Below are 18,238 nucleotides of genomic sequence, written 5' to 3' on the forward strand. Positions count from 1 at the left end.
GTGGTCTTCGTCTTGCGTGGCATTCATGCTCCTTGTTGACATGCTATGCCTCACACACAAACTTTCTGACAGGCTCCCGCTGTGGGAAGCACGGCGGCAGTTTCGCCGTCATTCACCTCCAGCCAAACTCCGGTTCCATATAATTTTCAGAACCGATGACGACCTTCGATCCGATCAAAACACGGGAAAATCCGAACATCTTGTCTGCCGCACACAGCCTCCTTGTCGTCGACGACGATCCTATGACCTGTACACGGGTCAAGGCCTACTTTGAGCGGGAAGGCTACTGCGTCCGGGTGGCGGCCAATGGCGATGAAATGTGGGACTGCCTGCGCCAGCACCCCACCGATGTGGTACTGCTGGACATCGGCCTACCCGGTCGTGACGGTCTCGAACTAGCGCGGGAGCTCCGCGCCCACAACGCCAGCATCGGCCTCATCCTGGTGACCGGCCGCAATGACGACATCGACAAGATCGTGGGCCTGGAGTCCGGCGCCGATGATTACGTCACCAAACCCTTCAACGCGCGCGAACTGCTCGCGCGGGTCAAGATCGTCCTGCGGCGCCTCCGTCCGGTTTCGGCAGCAGGCGTGTCCGGGCTGCAACGCAAGCTGGGCCAATGGACGCTGGACCTGGCGCTGCGCAAGCTCACCGCGGCGAATGGGCGCCAGGAGATACTGACCCGGGGCGAATTTGATCTGCTTGCCGCCCTGGCCCGGCACCTCGGGACTGCGGTGGAACGCGAGCGCCTGATGCAGCAAATTTTCCACCGCTCGTGGGACCCGGGCGACCGCACCGTCGATGTGCTGGTGGCCCGCTTGCGCGAGAAGATGGAAAAAGACCCTCGACACCCGGAGCTGATCGTCACCGTCCGGGGCGTCGGTTACCTGCTGGCCGACAACGCCGCATCCTGACGCCCTTCGCCGGTGGGGGGGAGCCAGCGTTCGAGCGCCTCGATCCCCTCGGGAATGGCCTCCAGCAGCTGGCTGATCAGCAGTACACGCTGCGCCGTCGTCAACATTCCTTCACCGACCGCGTCTTCCAGGCGTCGGCAGGCCTGCATGACACGCAGCAGCCCCAGGTTGCTCGCTGCGCTGCGCAGCTGGTGGGCGGTCCGTCGGATCTGTTCGGCGTCGGCGGCCTGCGCTGCATCGTGCAGGGATGTTGCGGACGCATCGGAGACTTGGCGGAACAGGCCCAGCAATTGCCGCAGGACACCGAGCCCGAGGTCTTCGCGCTCCTGTGTGAGATAGGCCTCGTCCAGCGTTGGTGCATCGCCTGCCGCTGCCATGTCCTTGACCGGTGGGGTGGATGTTGGGGCACCCGTCGGGGGTGAGGAGGCCTGCAGGGCCCGAGCCAGTGCACGCGCAAGCTCGCCGCGCTGGAAAGGTTTGCTGAGAAAGCCCACCATATTGGCAGCGGCCGGGTGTTCAAGCATGTCCGGCGTGACATGTGCGGACATGCCCAGGATGGGCAGTGCCCGCCACCGGCCGCCGTCGAGGGTGCGCAGCGCCTGGGCGACTTCCAGCCCCGAATCGCCGGGCAGGCTGATGTCCATCAGCATGCAGTCCGTGTGTCCCCCATGGCGCAGCAAATCGATGGCGGTGGGGCCGCTGTCGGCCAGCCGCACCCGATGGCCCAGTGCTTCCAGGTAACGCTGGCAGACGATGCGGTTGATGTCGTCGTCCTCGACCACCAGCACATCCAGCGATGGGATCGGGTCGGCGATGTTGGGCAGTGGAGCCCGTGACGTCCCCGCCGCAGCAGGCTCGAACGGCAGTTCGAAGCCGACCTCCGTGCCTTCCCCGACCGTGCTCTTGAGCCACAGGCGCCCCGCCATCAGTTCCACCAAGCGTTGGCAGATGGCCAGGCCAAGTCCGGTTCCGCCGTGCCGACGATGCGCCGTGTCCTCCACCTGGACAAACGGTTTGAAAACAGCCTCCTGCTGGTCAGTCGGAATGCCAATGCCGGTGTCGAGCACCTGAAACTGCAGACGCACCACACCCGTCGGGTGGTCCGCTGCACGTACCACCTTCACCGTGACCTCGCCTTCGTCGGTGAACTTGATGGCATTGCCGATGGTGTTGAGCAGGATCTGGTTGAGCTTGCGGCGATCGCCCAAGAGCCACTCTGGCACGTCATCGGCGATATCACGCACAAGTGCCAAGCCCTTGCTGCGCACCGCGACGGACTGCAGTGCCAGCATGTCGTCGATGACATCCCGTACCGCGAAAGGCTCCCGCGTGATTTCCAGCTTGCCGGCCTCCAGGCGGGAAAAACCCAGCATGTCCTCCAGGGTTTCCAGCAGGGTGCCGTTGGCGTACTCGATCATCCGCAGGTACTCGCGTTGACGGTCGTCCAGCGTGGTGTCGCGCAGCAGGTGCGCGCTGCTGCTGACACCGCTGAGTGGTGTGCGCAGCTCGTGACTGAGGCTGCCGAGAAACTCGTTCTTCGCGCGGTGGGCCTCCTCGGCCTCGCTCCGTGCCTGCGCGTGCAGCGCGACCTCGCGCTCCAGAAGTTCGTTGCTGCGGCTGAGTGCCGCGGTGCGGTCCTGCACCTGCTGCTCCAGTTGCTGCTGGTGTAGGCGCAACGACTGCTCCAGGCGTTGCCGTTCGATCGCGTGCTCCCGGAACTGTTCCAGCGCCTGCACCAGCGGCGCCAGCGGATCGTGGCGGGCCACCGGATGGGTGATCGCCACGCTGTGATCGCCGGCCATGAGTGCCCGCATGGCGTTTTCCATGCCCTTGAGCCGACCCAGCAACTCGTAACGCAGGATCCACCAGAACGTGGCCAGCAAAGTCAGCAAGAGGACACCGGCGACGGCCAGAAAGCCCACGGCTCCGCGGGCGATCGCGGTACGCGAGCCTGTGCCCACCTGCGCCATGGCCTGCTGACTGGCCTGGAGCAGTGCGGCCCCTTGTTCGTTCAGGTGCAGTGCCAGGGCAGCCCCCGTATCCCGCGCAGCGGCCAGCTGCCCGTCGAGCGCCACGCGCTGAGCCTGCAAGGCAAACAGGCCCTGCGGCGTCAATGCCGCCTTCAGTGTGTCGACATGCCGCTGCGCTGTGGCCTTGCGGGTCGGGTCCCGGAAGTCCTGCAGCCGATGCGACAGGATGGCAAGGTCGGCTGAAAAATCTTTGCCCAGCCCCCCCAAGGCCGGCGATGTGGGGGCACTCTCCACGCGATCGAGCGTGGTCTTGATCCGGAAGCAAACGAGCTGCAATTCGGACATGCGCTCCATGCGATCGATGTCCACCTCGATCAGGCGGTCCAGTGACTCCAGGATCTCGTCCCGGCTGGCGCCGCGCTCCACCATGGGGTAGAGACTGGACACGGTGGCCGCGGAAAAGGTCGAGGCATTCGCCGCCAGCGCCTCCGCCAGCAACATCAGCTCGGCCACGGCCCGGTGCAGCGCCTGCTGGGCCTGGCGAATCTCGGCTTGCACCTGCTGTGACTGCCGCGCCTTGCTGGCCTGCAACCCGAGGTTGGTGTGCATCTCCTGGACCGTCACCGCCAGGGCCTGTTCCAACTGGGGCTCGAAGTCCTGCTGTTCCAGACGCCCCAGCAGGTTGCGCACCTGGACCAGTTGCGCGTCGCCCTGGCGTTGAAAGGCATCGACCTCATCGACGGTTTGCGCGAGCCGGAGCTGATCGACCAGCGCCAGGGTGCGGTTGTTGAGCTGGATAACCGCACCGACCGCTTCCAGTGCCGGCACCGTGTTGTCGATGATGCGGCGCTGCAGCCCGACCACCTGGTTAAAGCTGAGCCAGGCCGTGGCCGCCACGGCCGCCGTCAGCAGCGCGCCCACGGCCAACGCCAGCCCGATCTTGCCGATCAAGCCCAGCCGGCGGTCGAGCCGCTTGATCCAGGGGAGCATCATTTCCAGTCCAACGTTCGAGTACCGACCAAAGCCATTTGCCATGCTATTTTGATTCGGAAACCGGATTACAGTCCGCGGGCATGACGTCCGCCTTTCTTTCCCTTCATCCGTTGCGACAAGCCGCCGCTTCCTTGTGGGGTCTGTGCATGGCCTGGTCCGTGGTGGTCGCACCCGTTGCGGCCCAACCCATCCTGAGCTGGGAGCCGCCATTCATGGCGCCCGCGCCCGTGCGGGCCGAGTACACGCCGGCCGCGCCCGCCCGCCAGTCCTGGGTGCTCTGCGTGGTGGTGCCGCACATCAAGGATGCGTATTGGCTGGGAGTCAACTACGGCATGGTGGAGGAAGCGCGCCGCCTGCGCGTGGAGGTGCGATTTGCCGAGGCCGGCGGATATGCCCAATTGGCTGTTCAGCGCGCACAGATACAGGACTGTGCCTCGGACCGTCGCGTGAACGCGCTGATCATCGGGGCGGTCTCCCGTGATGTCATGACCCCGCACCTGCGCCAGCTGACAGCGCGCATGCCCGTTATCGGCACCGTCAATGCCATCGACGATGACGGCATTTCGGGCAAGGTAGGCGTGGACTGGGACGACATGGGCCAGGCGGCTGGCCGCTTTCTGGTCAGCCAGACGCGGGGCGACGGACCTCCAGTACAAGTGGCCTGGTTCCCGGGGCCGCGCAGTGTCAGCGAAGGCGTGGACCGCGCCTTTCGCCAGGCCATCGCCGGTAGCCGCGTCGTTATCCGCACGACCGCGTGGGGCGACACCGGCAAGGCCGTGCAGCGCAATCTGCTGCAACAGGTGCTCGACGATCACAAGGACCTGGACTTTTTGGCCGGCAATGCCCTGATGGCGGAGGCCGCCATCAGCGTGCTGCGCGAACGCGGCCTGCAGGACCGCATCGGCATCGTCTCGACCTACTTCACACCGGCGGTGCACCGGGGCATCCTGCGGGGCCGCATCCTCGCCGCCCCCACCGATGCACCCGTGCTGCAGGGCCGGATGTCCATCGGCCTGGCGGTCGATCTGCTGGAGCGGCGACCGACCCGCCGGCACTTTGGCCCGGTGATTCGCACGGTTGCGCTGGGCAATCTGGGCGAGATCAACATCGACGAGTCGCTGCCGCCACCCCTACTAATGCCCCAGTTCCACCACCGGCCCGACGCGGCGAACTGACGCATCGCCCGTTAACGCGGTTAATAAAGGCACGGCACAACACAACAAATCCGAGCGCGCCATTGATCTGCGATTCCTAGCATCAGGACATACCCCATCGGTTTGTTTTATTTGCAAGGAGACCCACCATGACCATGACCCGACGCGGCCTTTTGAAGGCATCGGTTGCCTCGGCAGTGACTACCACCGGCCTGACCTGGTTCGCAGCTGACGAAGTGTTTGCCGCCGACACCCAGGTGATTCCCAGTGCCAGCCACTGGGGCCCGTTCAAGGCCGTGGTGAAGAATGGCGTTCTGGTCGGCATCCAGCCGCTCAAGGACGTGGACGCCACGCCGACCACCATGCTCACGGAGGGCCTGATCGGTCGTGTCTATCACAAGACCCGTGTGAAGTACCCGATGGTGCGCAAATCCTATCTGGCCAACCCCACGGGCGACACCAAGCCTCACCTGCGCGGCAAGGAGCCCTTTGTGCGCGTGAGCTGGGAACAGGCGCTGGCGCTCACGGCCGATGCCATCGTGCGCACGGCTGAAAAACATGGCAACGAGGCGCTGTTCAGCGCTTCCTACGGCGGCTGGTCGCACGCCGGTCTGCTGCGTCCGCAGGTGCTGCAGGGCCGCCTGTTCGGCCTGATTGGTGGTCATTCGGTCACCACCGGCGACTATTCTGGCGGCGCTTCTCAGGTCAGCTTGCCGCACATCATTGGCGACATGGAGGTGTACTCGCCCCAAACTTCGTGGGAAGTGATGGCCGAGCACACCGAGGTCATGGTCTGGATCGGCTGCGACCCGTTCAAAAACAACCGTATCGAGTTCACGGTCGCCGACCACCAGATGCTCCCGCGCTGGATGAAGATCAAGGAGCGCGGTGTCAAGTTTGTGTCGATCAACCCGCAGTACACGCCGACCGACGATGCAGTTGGCTCCGAGTGGGTCAAGATCGTTCCGAACACGGACGTGGCGCTGTTCTCGGCCATGGCCTACCATGTCTACACCACCGGCAAGCATGACAAGGCCTATCTGGCCAAGTACACCGTTGGCTTCGACAAGTACCTGGCCTACCTGCTGGGCGAGGACGGTGACGGCACGCCGCCCAAGACCCCCGAGTGGGCCGCCAAGATCACCGGCATTCCAGCCGCCAAGATCGTCGAGCTCGCCGAGCTGTTTGCCTCCAAGCGCACACAGTTCGCTGGCGCCTGGTCGCTGCAGCGCGCACACCACGGCGAGATGGCACACTGGGCGATCATCAACTTCGCAGCCATGCTCGGCAAGATCGGCAAGCCGGGCGAAGGCGTGGGCTTCAGCTGGCATTACGGTGGTGGCGGCATGGTGCAGTCCAACGCCATCATGCCGGTCGGCTTGTCCCAGGGGCGCAACCCGATCAAGGCACGCTGCCCGGCCTCGCGCATCAGCGAAATGCTGATGAACCCCGGCAAGGAATACACCCGCGACGGCGCGACGCACAAGTATCCGCTGGTCAAGCTGATCTATACCGCTGGCAACAACTTCATGTCGCACCAGCAAAACACCAATGAGTTGCTGCGTGCGATGAATCAGCAGGTCGAAACGGTGATTTGCCAGGACCCCTGGTGGTGTGCCTCCTCGCGCTTTGCCGACATCGTTCTGCCGGCCACCTCGGCCCTTGAGCGCGACGACATGAGCACCGGCGGCACCTACAGCAACGACAAGATCTACGCGATGCGTCAGGTCATCAAGCCTTACGGCGAGAGCCTGGACGACTTCGAGATCTTCCGCCGCCTGGCTGCCCTGATGGGTGTCGAGTACGGCTTCACCGAAGGTAAGTCGGTCATGGACATTCTCAAGGCCTCGTACGCAGCGACCGGCCAGAAGGTACCGTTCGACAAGTTCTGGGAAGACGGTATCGTGCGCATCGACGTGCCCGAGAAGATGCGCAAGTGGGTGCGCCACGGCGACTTCTATACCGATCCGGTGAAAAACCCACTGCACACCAAGTCCGGCAAGATCGAGCTGTTCTGCTCCGAGATTGCGCGTTTCAACGTGCCCGACTGTCCGCCAGTTCCGAAGTATCTGGAGCCGGTGGAGTTCCTGGGAAATGCCAAGTCCGGGCAGGTGCATGTGGTCAGTCCACACCCCTACAACCGGGTGCACTCGCAGATGGCCAACGCCGACGTGCGTCTGGAGCAGAACGTGAAGGGGCGCCAGCATGTGCTCATCAGTGTCGAAGATGCCGCAGCCAAGGGCATCAAGAGCGGCGATCTGGTCGAGCTGTACAACGATCGTGGCGCGCTAATTGCCGGTGCGGTGGTCACCAAAAAGATCATGAAGGGCGTGGTCAGCCTGGAAGAGGGCAACTGGATCCAGCTCGATTCCAAGGGCCGCTGCAATAGCGGTGCGATCAACATCATCACGACCAGCGTGGCATCGAGCGGCCTGAGCCAGGCCACCAGCGCCAACACCTGTATTGCCAACCTCAAGCGCTGCGATGACGCCGAGTCGGTCAACCGCGCGTACGAGCCGCCAGCGATCGAAACGGCGGCGCAAAGCAAGCTGGATGTCGATGCACTCAAGCTGAGCGAGCGCGCCAACATCGTCAAGGGCGCGACCATGGGTGCCATGTTGCCGGGCGAGAAGTTGTTCTACGAGCGCTGCACCGTGTGTCACGTGCCGCGCGAGCCGGGCGACTTCACCAAGAGCCAGTGGCACGGCATCACGCAGAGCATGTTCCCGCGGGCAGGACTGGACGATCTCCAGCGCAAGGTGGTGCTGGACTTCCTGGAGAAGAACGCCAAGGACGCCATCGTGCCCTGACGCACAACGGCGCTTTGCATCGGGAGTGTCGGCACTGCGCCGGCACTTCCGTTTCACGACGCGAGCACAAGACCATGAAAATCTTCGGCATCACAGGCCACTCGGGCATGGGCAAAACCACCCTGCTCGAAAGGCTGATTCCCGAGCTTCGCTCCCGCGGGCTCACGGCCTCCCTGATCAAGCACAGCCACAAGGACATAGAGGTGGATCGTCCCGGCAAAGACTCCTACCGCCTGCGGGAGTCAGGGTGTATGGAGGTTATGCTGCTGGGACACAACCGCTGGGCACTGATGCACGAGTTGCGCGGCGCCGTTGAACCACCACTGGAGTACCTGCTGGCACGTCTTCAAACGTGTGACGTGGTGCTGCTCGAAGGCTTCAAGAGTGGCGATTTTCCGAAGCTGGAGGTCTGGCGAGCCGCGGGAAACAAGCCGCCGCTGGGCAGGAACTGGCCGGGTATTGTCGCGACCGCCAGTGACGCATTGCATCTACTGCCTTCCGATACGTTCAAACTGGAGCTCTCCGATACCCAAACGATAGCGGACCTGGTGTTGAGGAAAGGCCGGTCCGTGGCTGAATTCTTGGAGACAAATTGTGCAACCGCAATTTCCGAACCTGAAGCGCGCGTGATCTGCCAAACAGCGAAAGTTTGAGCTGAAGTGTTCAATTTCTGCTGCGGGTCGTCGCAGCCGATCACTTCGGGCGCGACGAGTCGTTATCGAAGCGAGCCAGGCTGGCATGTGTTGAGTGGCCGATGACGGCGGTGCAGCGGTCGTTCGACCCTTGCATCCTCGAGTGATAGGAGACCGCGGCAACCGACATTCAGGCGTGCTAGGTCACCGTCAGCAATCAGCCTTGAGCTGCCGTTGAAACAACCAGTTGCGGCCATCCCGTCTATTAGTGCGCACTCACTTTTATCTTAACGAAGTACTTTAGGTCATCTGCAGAGCGCCGTCAGAGCGCGTGCTCAGTAACTCCACGATAGCGGTGCCGCCAGAATCTAAAGTTGAATGGCGGAATCACGAAAGTAGAGTGGCGTTCCGCATCCCCAAAACCCCCCATCCGCCAGGGGACGTCTTGAAACGGCCACAAATGCCCCTATCATTAGCACTCGCCTCAAACGAGTGCTAACAAGGTGCTTGTCACGAGGAAGTTTGGCGGCGTCCGCAGTGCGGGCGCCTTCTCATCCGGCTTTTTATTGTCAATCCACAGGAGCAATGCAATGAACCTTCGCCCCCTGCACGATCGCGTGATCGTCAAGCGTATCGAAAGCGAAACCACGACCGCCTCCGGCATCGTGATCCCCGACAACGCCGCTGAAAAGCCCGATCAAGGTGAAGTGCTGGCCGTCGGTCCCGGCAAGAAGAACGACAAGGGCGAGCTGATCGCCCTGAACGTGAAGGTCGGCGACCGCGTCCTGTTCGGCAAGTACTCGGGCCAGACCGTCAAGGTCAAGGGCGACGAGCTGCTGGTAATGAAGGAAGACGACCTGTTCGCCGTTGTCGAGAAGTAATTGCTGCTGCGCGGCCCACATGCGTCGTTGGACGGTGCTCGGAATCCTCACGTACAGGCAGTACGTTCCGGTTCCTGCGCTCCGTCCGCCTAGCCTGTGAGCCGCTCGCTACGCAATTCTTTTCTCGACACAGTCATCTGTTTCTCGAATTTTTAGATTTCTCTAGGAGCCAAACATGGCAGCAAAAGACGTAGTTTTCGGCGGCGAAGCCCGCGCTCGCATGGTTGAAGGCGTGAACATCCTGGCCAACGCGGTCAAGGTGACCCTGGGTCCCAAGGGCCGCAACGTGGTGCTGGAGCGCTCGTTCGGCGCCCCCACCGTGACCAAGGACGGTGTGTCCGTGGCCAAGGAAATCGAACTCAAGGACAAGCTGCAGAACATGGGCGCCCAGCTCGTGAAGGAAGTGGCTTCCAAGACTTCGGACAACGCTGGTGACGGCACCACCACCGCCACCGTGCTGGCACAAGCCATCGTGCGCGAAGGCTTCAAGTACGTGGCCGCTGGCATCAACCCGATGGACCTGAAGCGCGGTATCGACAAGGCTGTGGCAGCCCTGGTGATCGAGCTGAAGAAGGCTTCCAAGCCCACCACCACCTCCAAGGAAATCGCCCAGGTCGGTTCGATCTCCGCCAACTCCGACGAAACCATCGGCAAGCTGATCGCTGACGCCATGGACAAGGTTGGCAAGGAAGGCGTGATCACCGTGGAAGACGGCAAGTCGCTCGACTCCGAACTGGACGTCGTGGAAGGCATGCAGTTCGACCGCGGCTACCTGTCGCCCTACTTCATCAACAACCCCGAAAAGCAATCCGCGATTCTGGACAACCCCTTCGTGCTGCTGTTCGACAAGAAGATCAGCAACATCCGCGACCTGCTGCCCACGCTGGAGCAAGTGGCCAAGGCCGGCCGTCCGCTGCTGATCATTGCCGAAGAAGTCGAAGGCGAAGCCCTGGCTACCTTGGTCGTGAACACCATCCGCGGCATCCTGAAGGTCGTGGCTGTGAAGGCACCTGGTTTCGGCGACCGCCGCAAGGCCATGCTGGAAGACATCGCCATCCTGACGGGCGGCAAGGTCATCGCCGAAGAAGTGGGCCTGACCCTGGAAAAGGTGACCCTGGCCGATCTGGGCCAGGCCAAGCGCATCGAAGTGGGCAAGGAAAACACCATCATCATCGACGGTTCCGGCGCTGCCGCTGACATCGAAGCCCGCGTCAAGCAAGTGCGCGTGCAGATCGAAGAAGCCACGTCCGACTATGACCGCGAAAAGCTGCAAGAGCGCGTGGCCAAGCTGGCCGGCGGTGTGGCCGTGATCAAGGTGGGCGCTGCCACCGAAGTCGAAATGAAGGAAAAGAAGGCCCGCGTGGAAGACGCACTGCACGCTACCCGTGCGGCTGTGGAAGAAGGCGTGGTGGCCGGTGGTGGCGTGGCCCTGCTGCGTGCCAAGCAAGCCGTGGGCGACTCGGTCAAGGGCGACAACGCCGACCAGGAAGCCGGTATCAAGCTGGTGCTGAAGGCCATCGAAGCGCCCCTGCGCGAAATCGTGAACAACGCCGGCGGCGAAGCCTCGGTGGTGGTGAACGCTGTGTTGGCCGGCAAGGGCAACTACGGCTTCAACGCCTCGAACGACACGTACGGCGACATGCTCGAACTGGGCATTCTGGACCCCACGAAGGTCACCCGCACGGCCCTGCAGAACGCCGCTTCCGTGGCATCGCTGCTGCTGACGACCGAAGCCATGGTGGCCGAGGCTCCGAAGGAAGAAGCCGCTGCCGGCGGCGGCATGCCCGACATGGGCGGCATGGGTGGCATGGGCGGCATGGGCATGTAATTGCCTGGTCCCTGCGCAGCCGCCCTGGCTGCGCAGCCCCATCCAAAAGCCCGCAGGTCTTACGGCCTGCGGGCTTTTTTCATGTCATGCGGAGAAGGGCTCGCCGTAGGTGTTGGGCGATGCCTCGCCGGGCTGCACCCACCAGTACAGCAGCACCAGAAAGCCGATGCCGCTCAGCAACAGCAGCTGCCACCAGCCCGTGCGGCCAATGTCGTGCAGGCGGCGCGTGCCCACGGCCAATGCCGGCAACAGCAGCGCCAGCGAGGCCAGCGCGTAAACCATGTCGCCCAGCAGGCTGGCAACGATCATCACGATCACCTGGAACAGAAAAAACCACCAGTATTCGGACCGTGAAGCACGACCCGAAAAAGTAGCGTACTGCCCCAGACACGACTGGATTGCCTGAACGAAATCCATGGTGAAACCCCTCTCTTGGTGGAATGTTGACGGACGGCGGGCGAATGCCCCTGGACATGATAGGAGGACCGTGCGACAAGCAGATGTGCAGAAGGCTCAGCGGCCGGGGCACCGCGACAGCATCCATCGCTCAGCCCAAGGACGCCACTTATTGAATAGCTGCAAGCGCTTTACCAACAAGCGCCATGGGTTCTTTTGATCAAAATTAAAAGGGCTGGTGTACGCCCTGTTCTGGCGTCTTAAGCCATTCTTCATGCCCGCCTTGCACCATGGCGGCATGAACACCCCACACACCACCTCTCCCGTGCACATGGCCGCGCTGCTGGCGCTGGCCTTCGCCCTGGCGCCGGCCCATGCGGCCGACACCACAGCCGCCTCGCAGATGCAGCGCTGGAGCGATGTCTCCGGCAAACCCGTCAGTGCCGAGCGCGGCCGCGTGTTCTTCAACAGCCGCCATGGCGGCGAGTGGTCGTGCGCCTCGTGCCACGGCAACCCGCCGACCACGTCCTCCCGCCACGCCAGCACCGGCAAGACCATCGCCCCGCTGGCGCCCGCGTTCAACCCCGAACGCTTCACCGACACCGCCAAGGTGGACAAATGGTTTCGCCGCAACTGCAAGGACGTGCTGAGCCGCGAGTGCACGCCCGTCGAGAAAGCCGATGTGCTGGCCTGGCTGCTGCAGCTCGATGGCAAAACCCCACCCCAGGCCGCCAAGGACAAGCCATGAACCGCACCGCTCGCCAATCGGCCGCCCTGATGGCTCTCGCCTGCGCCCTGCCCGCTGCCTGGGCCGACAGCCGCGAGATGCCCGCCAGCACCATGCTGCCGGCCTACCGGCAGGAGTGCGCCGCCTGCCACATGGCCTACCCGCCCGGCATGCTGCCGGCCAACGCGTGGAGCCGCATGATGAAGGGGCTGGACCAGCACTACGGCACCGACGCTTCGCTCGACCCTGCCATGGTGGGTCAGATCAGCGCCTGGCTGCAGGCCCATGCCGGCACCACCAAGCGCGTGCGCGAGGCCCCGCCACAAGACCGCATCACCCAATCCGCCTGGTTCGAGCGCAAGCACCGCGAGGTGGAACCCGCCGTCTGGAAACGCACCGCCGTGGGCAGCCGCGCCAACTGCATGGCCTGCCACACCCGCGCCGACCAGGGCGACTTTGACGACGACCGCGTCCGCATTCCGAAGTGAGAACCGCCATGACTTCCGACACCCTTTCCACCCCATCGCCCTCCTCCGCTTCAGCGCCCTCCACGGCCCCGGCGCAGACGCCCCGGCCCGCCACCCGCCGCGTGGTCGATGCCACCACGCGCATGCTGCACTGGCTGATGGCGCTGAGCTTCACGGCGGCCTATGTCACCGCCGACGGCGAACGCTGGCGCCTGGTGCACGTCACGCTGGGCTACACGCTGGCGGGGCTGGTCGTGGCACGCCTGCTGTGGGGCCTGTTCGGGCCGCGCCAGGCCCGGCTGTCGGTGCTGTGGCGCAAGCTGCAGGGCGTGCCGGCGTGGCTGAAGTCCCTGGTGGCCGTGCGCTCGCCCGGTGCGCTGCAGGCCACCTGGCGCCCGGGGCAGAACCTGCTGATGGCGCTGGCCGTGGCACTGATCCTGGCGCTGGTGGTACCGCTCACCCTCAGCGGCTATGCCGTGTGGGACGAATGGGGCGGCGAATGGCTGGAGGAAGTGCACGAGTTCTTCGGCAACACCCTGCTGTTCGTGGTGCTGGCGCATATCGGCCTGATCGCGCTCCTGAGCGTGCTGCGCCGCAAGAACCAGGCGCTGCCCATGCTGACGGGCCGTGTGCCAGGCCCCGGGCCCGACCTGGCGAAAAGCAACCACGGCGGGATTGCCGCGCTCGTCCTGGCCTGCGTACTGGCCTTCTGGGCGTGGCAGTGGAACCAGGCGCCCCAGCAGCCCGCCGCCGATGCCACGCGCTGGAGTGAGAATCGCCACCATGACGACGACTGACTGAAAGCCCCTTCCATGCGCATCCTGCTGGCCGAAGACGACGAACTGCTGGGCTCGGGCATCCGCGCCGGCCTGGCGCAAAACGGCTTCCAGGTGGACTGGGTGCGCGATGGCGTGGCGGCCGAGCGCGAGCTGGCCACCGGCGCCTACCAGGCGGCCGTGCTCGACCTGGGCCTGCCGCGCCAGGACGGCATGGCCGTGCTGCGCCAGGTGCGCGCGCGCCGCAACACCACGCCGGTGCTGGTGCTCACCGCCCGCGACGCCGTGCCTGCGCGCATTGCCGGGCTGGACGCGGGCGCTGACGACTACCTCATCAAGCCCATCGACCTGCACGAGCTGGCCGCCCGCCTGCGCGCCCTGGTGCGGCGCGCCCATGGCCAGAGCGAAACCCGGCTGGCCGCTGGCAACGTGGTGCTGGACCCCGCCGCCCACCAGGTGATGGCGGATGGACAAGCCGTGGAGCTGTCGAACCGCGAGTACGACCTCCTGCACGCGCTGCTGCTGAACGCCGGGCGCGTACTCAGCCGCGAGCAGCTGGAGCAGCGCCTGTACCAGTGGGGCAGCGAGATCAACAGCAACGCGGTGGAAGTGCACATCTACCACCTGCGGCGCAAGCTGGGCGCGGCCCTGATCGAGACCGTGCGCGGCGTGGGCTACCGCATTGCACGCGAAACCGCATGAGCGCCGCCGCCCCGCGCACACCCCGCTCGCTGCAGACCCGGCTGCTGACCACGGTGCTGGCCCTGGTGCTGCTGGCCTGGAGCGTGGCCGCAGCGCTGGCCTGGCACGAAACCGACGAGGAAGTCAGCGACCTGCTCGATGCCCATCTGGCGCAAACCGCCGCCCTGCTGCGCCTGCAGCCCCTGGATGAACTCGACGAAGACCGCCTGAACGCAGCGCCCGAGCTCGACAAGCACCAGCCGCGCGTGGTGTTCCAGCTCTGGCACGAAGACCAGTTGCTGGCCCGCTCGGCCAGTGCGCCGCAGCAACCCCTGACGCAGCGGCGCAAGCGTGGCTTTGCCGACAGCCAGGTGGACGGCAAGGCCTGGCGCGTGTTCGTCACGCAGGGGCGCGAGCGCGATGTGCGCATTCTGGTGGGCGAGCTGCAGTCGGTGCGCCGCGAGATCGTGCTGGCCAGCCTGACCAGCATCCTCAAGCCCCTGGCCTGGGCCCTGCCGCTGCTGGCGCTGGGCATCTGGTGGGCGGTGCGCGGCTCGGTGCGGCCGCTGGGCCGGCTCGGGCAGGCCGTCGCTGCGCGCCAGCCGCAGTCGCTGGCCCCGCTGTCCACCGAAGGCGTGCCGCCCGAGGTGCTGCCCCTGGTCACGGCGCTCAACGACCTGTTCGAGCGCATGGCCCGGCTGCTGGCCACCGAGCAGCAATTCACCGCCGACGCGGCGCACGAACTGCGCACACCCATTGCCGGTATCCGCATGCAGGCCCAGGTGGCGCAAGGCGCCACCGACACCCAGGAGCGCGCCACGGCGCTGGAGGCCACGGTGCAGGGCTGCGACCGGGCCACAAGGCTGGTGGAGCAGCTGCTGCAGCTGGCCCGGCTCGATGCCGAGCCCGCCCCCGACAGCGGCAGCAGCACACCGCTGGCCGATGTGGCGCGGCAGGTGGCCGCCGACCTGCAGGCCACGACAGAGCGCCGGCAGCAGCGCATCGTGCTGCCCGAACCCCTGGCGCCCACCGTGCGCATCCCGCTGCCCGAGCCCCTGGCCCGCGTGCTGCTGCGCAACCTGCTGGACAACGCCTTGCGCTACAGCCCGCAGGGCGCCGAAGTGCGATTGCAGGTGTCCACCCGGGCCGATGGCCAGGCGCAACTGAGCGTGGAAGACAGCGGCCCGGGCCTCACGCCCGAAGAACAGGCGCGCCTGGGCGAGCGGTTTTTCCGGGTGCTGGGCACCAGCCAGAGCGGCAGCGGCCTGGGCTGGTCCATCGTCCGGCGCATCGCGCGCCTGCACCATTTGCAGGTGGCCACCGACCGCAGCCCGGCGCTGGGCGGCTTGCGCGTCACGGTGCACTGGTAAAACCGCCGTCGCACCGGACGGCACTGCGCCGAAGCTCAGGAGGCAGCGCGCAGGCCCTGCGCATCACGCGCCAGCTGCGTGATGCGCGCCCAGTCGCCCGCACGCACCGCGTCGGTGGGCGTGAGCCACGAGCCGCCCACGCAGCGCACATTGGGCAGCGCCAGGTAGTTGGGTGCCGTGGCGCTGGTGATGCCACCCGTGGGGCAAAAGCCCACCGGACCAAACGGGCTGGCCCAGGCCTTGAGCAGCGGGATGCCGCCCACGGCCTCGGCCGGAAACAGCTTGAGGAACGAGAACCCGTCGGCCAGCGCCGCCATGATCTCACTTGACGTAGCCACGCCGGGCAGCAGCGGCAGGCGCAGGGCCTTGCAGGCGTTGCCCACCTCCGACGTGTAGCCAGGGCTCACGGCAAAGCGGGCCCCCGCCTCGCTGGCGCGGCGGGCGTCATCGGCATTGAGCACCGTGCCCACGCCCACCACGGCCTCGGGCAGATGGCGGGCGATGGTCTCGATGGCCGGCAGGCCGGCAGCGGTGCGCAGGGTCACCTCCAGCACCTTCACGCCGCCGGCCAGCAGGGCCTCGGCCAGGGGTAGCGCGTCTTCTACGCGGTCGATCACGATGACGGGGATGACCGGGCCGTGGCTGGCGATGTCAAGAGGATTCATGAGTTTGTACTCCTTGGTGTTTTCGGTGTCGGATGCAGCAAGCGGCCTAAAAAACTGGCGCAACGCGATGCCAGTGCACCCGTGGAACTGGCTTCGCCAGGCCACCGGGTGCGTCCCCCTCCCGCGCAGCGAGAGAGGGGGAAGGCGCGCAGCGACTCAGGGGGTGCATCCTGCTACAGCCATGTGCAGGCTCCTTGTTCGGCACCGCCAGCATGGCGGCGAAAGTTGGTGAAGAGTTCTCGGCCAAAGCCGACGGGTGATGGGGCGTTGAAGGATGCCGGGGCGCGTGCGGCCCACTCGGCATCGTCCACCAGCACATCGAGCGTGCCCGCCACCGCATCCACCCGCACGATGTCGCCATCGCGCACCTTGGCCAGCGGGCCGCCAGCCAGCGCCTCGGGGGTGACGTGGATGGCGGCGGGCACCTTGCCCGAGGCGCCGCTCATGCGCCCGTCGGTCACCAGCGCCACCTGGAAGCCCTGGTTCTGCAGCACGGCCAGTGGCGGCGTGAGCTTGTGCAGCTCGGGCATGCCGTTGGCCTGCGGGCCCTGAAAACGCACCACGGCCACCATGTCCTGATTGACCTCGCCCGCGCTGAAGGCGGCGAGCAAGGCCTCCTGCGAATCGAAAACACGCGCTGGGGCTTGGACGATATGGCGGTCTTCGGGCACAGCCGACACCTTGATCACCGCACGGCCCAGGCGGCCTTGCAGCAGGCGCAGCCCGCCCGTGGGCGAGAACGGCTCACTCACGGGCCGCAGCACCGAGGTATCGCCCGACACGGCGGGCGCGCTCTTGCCGCCATCGGCAATGCCGCCTGCGTTCACGCTCATCACATCAGGGTGCATCAGGCCGCCCGCCAGCAGCTCGCGCAGGATCCAGGGCGGGCCGCCGGCCGCCTGGAACTGGTTCACATCGGCATCGCCATTGGGGTACACGCGGGCCAGCAGCGGCACAGCGGACGAGAGCTCGTCGAAATCGGTCCAGTCGATCAGGATGCCCGCGCTGCGCGCAATCGCCACCCAGTGGATCAGATGGTTGGTGGAGCCGCCCGTGGCCAGCAAGGCCACCATGGCGTTGACGATGCAGCGCTCGTCCACCAGCTTGCCAATGGGAGTGAAGCGCTTGCCGCGCTTGCCGATGTCGAGCACCGTGCGCAGCGCCTGGCGCGTGAAGGCTTCGCGCACCTCGGTGCCGGGCGACTCGAACGCCGCGCCGGGCACATGCAGGCCCATGGCTTCGAGCAGCATCTGGTTGCTGTTGGCTGTGCCGTAAAACGTGCAGGTGCCGGGGCTGTGGTACGCGGCGGACTCGGCCTGGAGCAGCTCGTCGCGGCCCACCAGGCCCTGTGCGTACTGCTCGCGCACCTTCGATTTGTCCTTGTTCGACAGGCCCGTGCCCATGGGGCCTGCGGGCACAAACACGCAGGGCAGATGCCCATAGTGCAGCGCGCCGATCAGCAGGCCGGGCACGATCTTGTCGCACACGCCCAGCAGCAGCGCACCATCGAACACATCGTGGGACAGCGCTACCGCCGTGGCCATGGCAATGGCGTCGCGGGAGAACAGCGACAGCTCCATGCCGGGCGTTCCCTGCGTCACACCGTCGCACATGGCGGGCACGCCACCGGCCACCTGTACGGTGGCACCGAGCCTAGCGGCCTCATCACGCAGCACGGCGGGGTAGCCCTGGTACGGCTGGTGGGCCGAGAGCATGTCGTTGTAGGCCGTGACGATGCCGATGTTGGGGGCTTTCTCGACCGTGACCTTGAACTTGTCCGAGCCCGGCAGCGCCGCGTAGGCGTGGGCCAGGTTGGCGCAGCCCATGCGGTCTTGTGCGGGCTTGCGGGCGATCATGGCGTCAACGCCGACAAGGTAGGCCCCGCGCGTGTCTGCGCTGCGCTGGACAATGCGCTCGGTCACGCGCGCTACAACTGGATGCATGGAAGTCTCCATCGGTGGGTGGCGGGGCCCC

15 protein-coding genes are annotated in these 18,238 nt (G+C 65.6%); 11 read left to right on the plus strand and 4 right to left on the minus strand.

The window, feature by feature from the left end:
- The first annotated feature begins 155 nt into the window (after positions 1-155).
- A complete protein-coding gene (locus AC1RDS_RS09290) occupies positions 156-914 on the plus strand; it encodes a response regulator (RefSeq protein WP_492226866.1) in 759 nt (252 codons plus the stop codon).
- Here the strand turns inward: AC1RDS_RS09290 and AC1RDS_RS09295 are convergent.
- On the minus strand, positions 884-3,877 hold the full coding sequence (locus tag AC1RDS_RS09295) for an ATP-binding protein (protein ID WP_492226867.1): 2,994 nt from the start codon (positions 3,875-3,877) through the stop codon (positions 884-886). The two genes, AC1RDS_RS09290 and AC1RDS_RS09295, sit on opposite strands and share 31 nt — an antisense overlap.
- A gap of 146 nt (positions 3,878-4,023) precedes the next feature.
- Between AC1RDS_RS09295 and torT the strand changes: the two genes are divergently transcribed.
- From torT to groL, 5 genes are all read left to right on the plus strand, one after another.
- Positions 4,024-5,052 carry a TMAO reductase system periplasmic protein TorT gene (torT, locus tag AC1RDS_RS09300; RefSeq protein ID WP_492226868.1) on the plus strand — a complete coding sequence of 343 codons (1,029 nt, stop codon included), beginning with the start codon at positions 4,024-4,026 and terminating at the stop codon, positions 5,050-5,052.
- 128 nt (positions 5,053-5,180) lie between these two features.
- The gene (locus AC1RDS_RS09305) at positions 5,181-7,841 is read left to right on the plus strand and encodes a molybdopterin-dependent oxidoreductase (RefSeq protein ID WP_492226869.1); all 2,661 of its coding nucleotides are present in this window, start codon (positions 5,181-5,183) and stop codon (positions 7,839-7,841) included.
- 74 nt (positions 7,842-7,915) lie between these two features.
- Positions 7,916-8,494 carry a molybdopterin-guanine dinucleotide biosynthesis protein B gene (gene mobB / locus AC1RDS_RS09310; RefSeq protein WP_492226870.1) on the plus strand — a complete coding sequence of 193 codons (579 nt, stop codon included), beginning with the start codon at positions 7,916-7,918 and terminating at the stop codon, positions 8,492-8,494.
- 569 nt (positions 8,495-9,063) lie between these two features.
- Positions 9,064-9,354, plus strand: coding sequence for a co-chaperone GroES (locus tag AC1RDS_RS09315; protein WP_005799501.1), 291 nt, complete (start codon positions 9,064-9,066; stop codon positions 9,352-9,354).
- A 175-nt stretch (positions 9,355-9,529) separates the two neighbouring features.
- On the plus strand, positions 9,530-11,182 hold the full coding sequence (gene groL, locus AC1RDS_RS09320; RefSeq protein ID WP_092700277.1) for a chaperonin GroEL: 1,653 nt from the start codon (positions 9,530-9,532) through the stop codon (positions 11,180-11,182).
- 84 nt (positions 11,183-11,266) lie between these two features.
- Here groL and AC1RDS_RS09325 read toward each other — a convergent pair whose 3' ends face one another.
- The gene (locus AC1RDS_RS09325; protein ID WP_092700274.1) at positions 11,267-11,599 is read right to left on the minus strand and encodes a DUF805 domain-containing protein; all 333 of its coding nucleotides are present in this window, start codon (positions 11,597-11,599) and stop codon (positions 11,267-11,269) included.
- A gap of 277 nt (positions 11,600-11,876) precedes the next feature.
- Here AC1RDS_RS09325 and AC1RDS_RS09330 point away from each other — a divergent pair, with 277 nt between their 5' ends.
- Genes AC1RDS_RS09330 through AC1RDS_RS09350 form a run of 5 tightly spaced genes read left to right on the plus strand, consistent with a single transcriptional unit; the run spans position 11,877 to position 15,599 of the window.
- The gene (locus AC1RDS_RS09330) at positions 11,877-12,326 is read left to right on the plus strand and encodes a DUF1924 domain-containing protein (RefSeq protein WP_287879955.1); all 450 of its coding nucleotides are present in this window, start codon (positions 11,877-11,879) and stop codon (positions 12,324-12,326) included.
- The gene (locus AC1RDS_RS09335) at positions 12,323-12,793 is read left to right on the plus strand and encodes a diheme cytochrome c (RefSeq protein WP_092700268.1); all 471 of its coding nucleotides are present in this window, start codon (positions 12,323-12,325) and stop codon (positions 12,791-12,793) included. The genes AC1RDS_RS09330 and AC1RDS_RS09335 overlap by 4 nt, the downstream gene beginning before the upstream one ends.
- Before the next feature lie 8 nt (positions 12,794-12,801).
- Complete coding sequence (locus AC1RDS_RS09340) at positions 12,802-13,569, plus strand: cytochrome b/b6 domain-containing protein (RefSeq protein WP_287879952.1); 768 nt, start codon at positions 12,802-12,804, stop codon at positions 13,567-13,569.
- Between the two features lie 15 nt (positions 13,570-13,584).
- Positions 13,585-14,250: a response regulator gene (locus AC1RDS_RS09345; protein ID WP_287879950.1), complete on the plus strand. Its 666-nt coding sequence runs from the start codon at positions 13,585-13,587 to the stop codon at positions 14,248-14,250.
- Positions 14,247-15,599, plus strand: a complete 1,353-nt coding sequence (locus tag AC1RDS_RS09350; protein ID WP_348684109.1) for an ATP-binding protein — start codon at positions 14,247-14,249, stop codon at positions 15,597-15,599. Before AC1RDS_RS09345 ends, AC1RDS_RS09350 begins: the two co-directional genes overlap by 4 nt.
- Before the next feature lie 35 nt (positions 15,600-15,634).
- Here AC1RDS_RS09350 and eda read toward each other — a convergent pair whose 3' ends face one another.
- Entirely contained in the window at positions 15,635-16,264 is a 630-nt protein-coding gene (eda, locus tag AC1RDS_RS09355; protein ID WP_348684107.1) for a bifunctional 4-hydroxy-2-oxoglutarate aldolase/2-dehydro-3-deoxy-phosphogluconate aldolase, read from the minus strand.
- A gap of 173 nt (positions 16,265-16,437) precedes the next feature.
- Positions 16,438-18,207 (minus strand): phosphogluconate dehydratase, encoded by a 1,770-nt coding sequence (gene edd / locus AC1RDS_RS09360; RefSeq protein ID WP_287879944.1) that lies wholly within the window; start codon positions 18,205-18,207, stop codon positions 16,438-16,440.
- Positions 18,208-18,238: the final 31 nt, after the last annotated feature.

Source organism: Acidovorax sp. GW823-FHT02H02, from assembly GCF_058797075.1.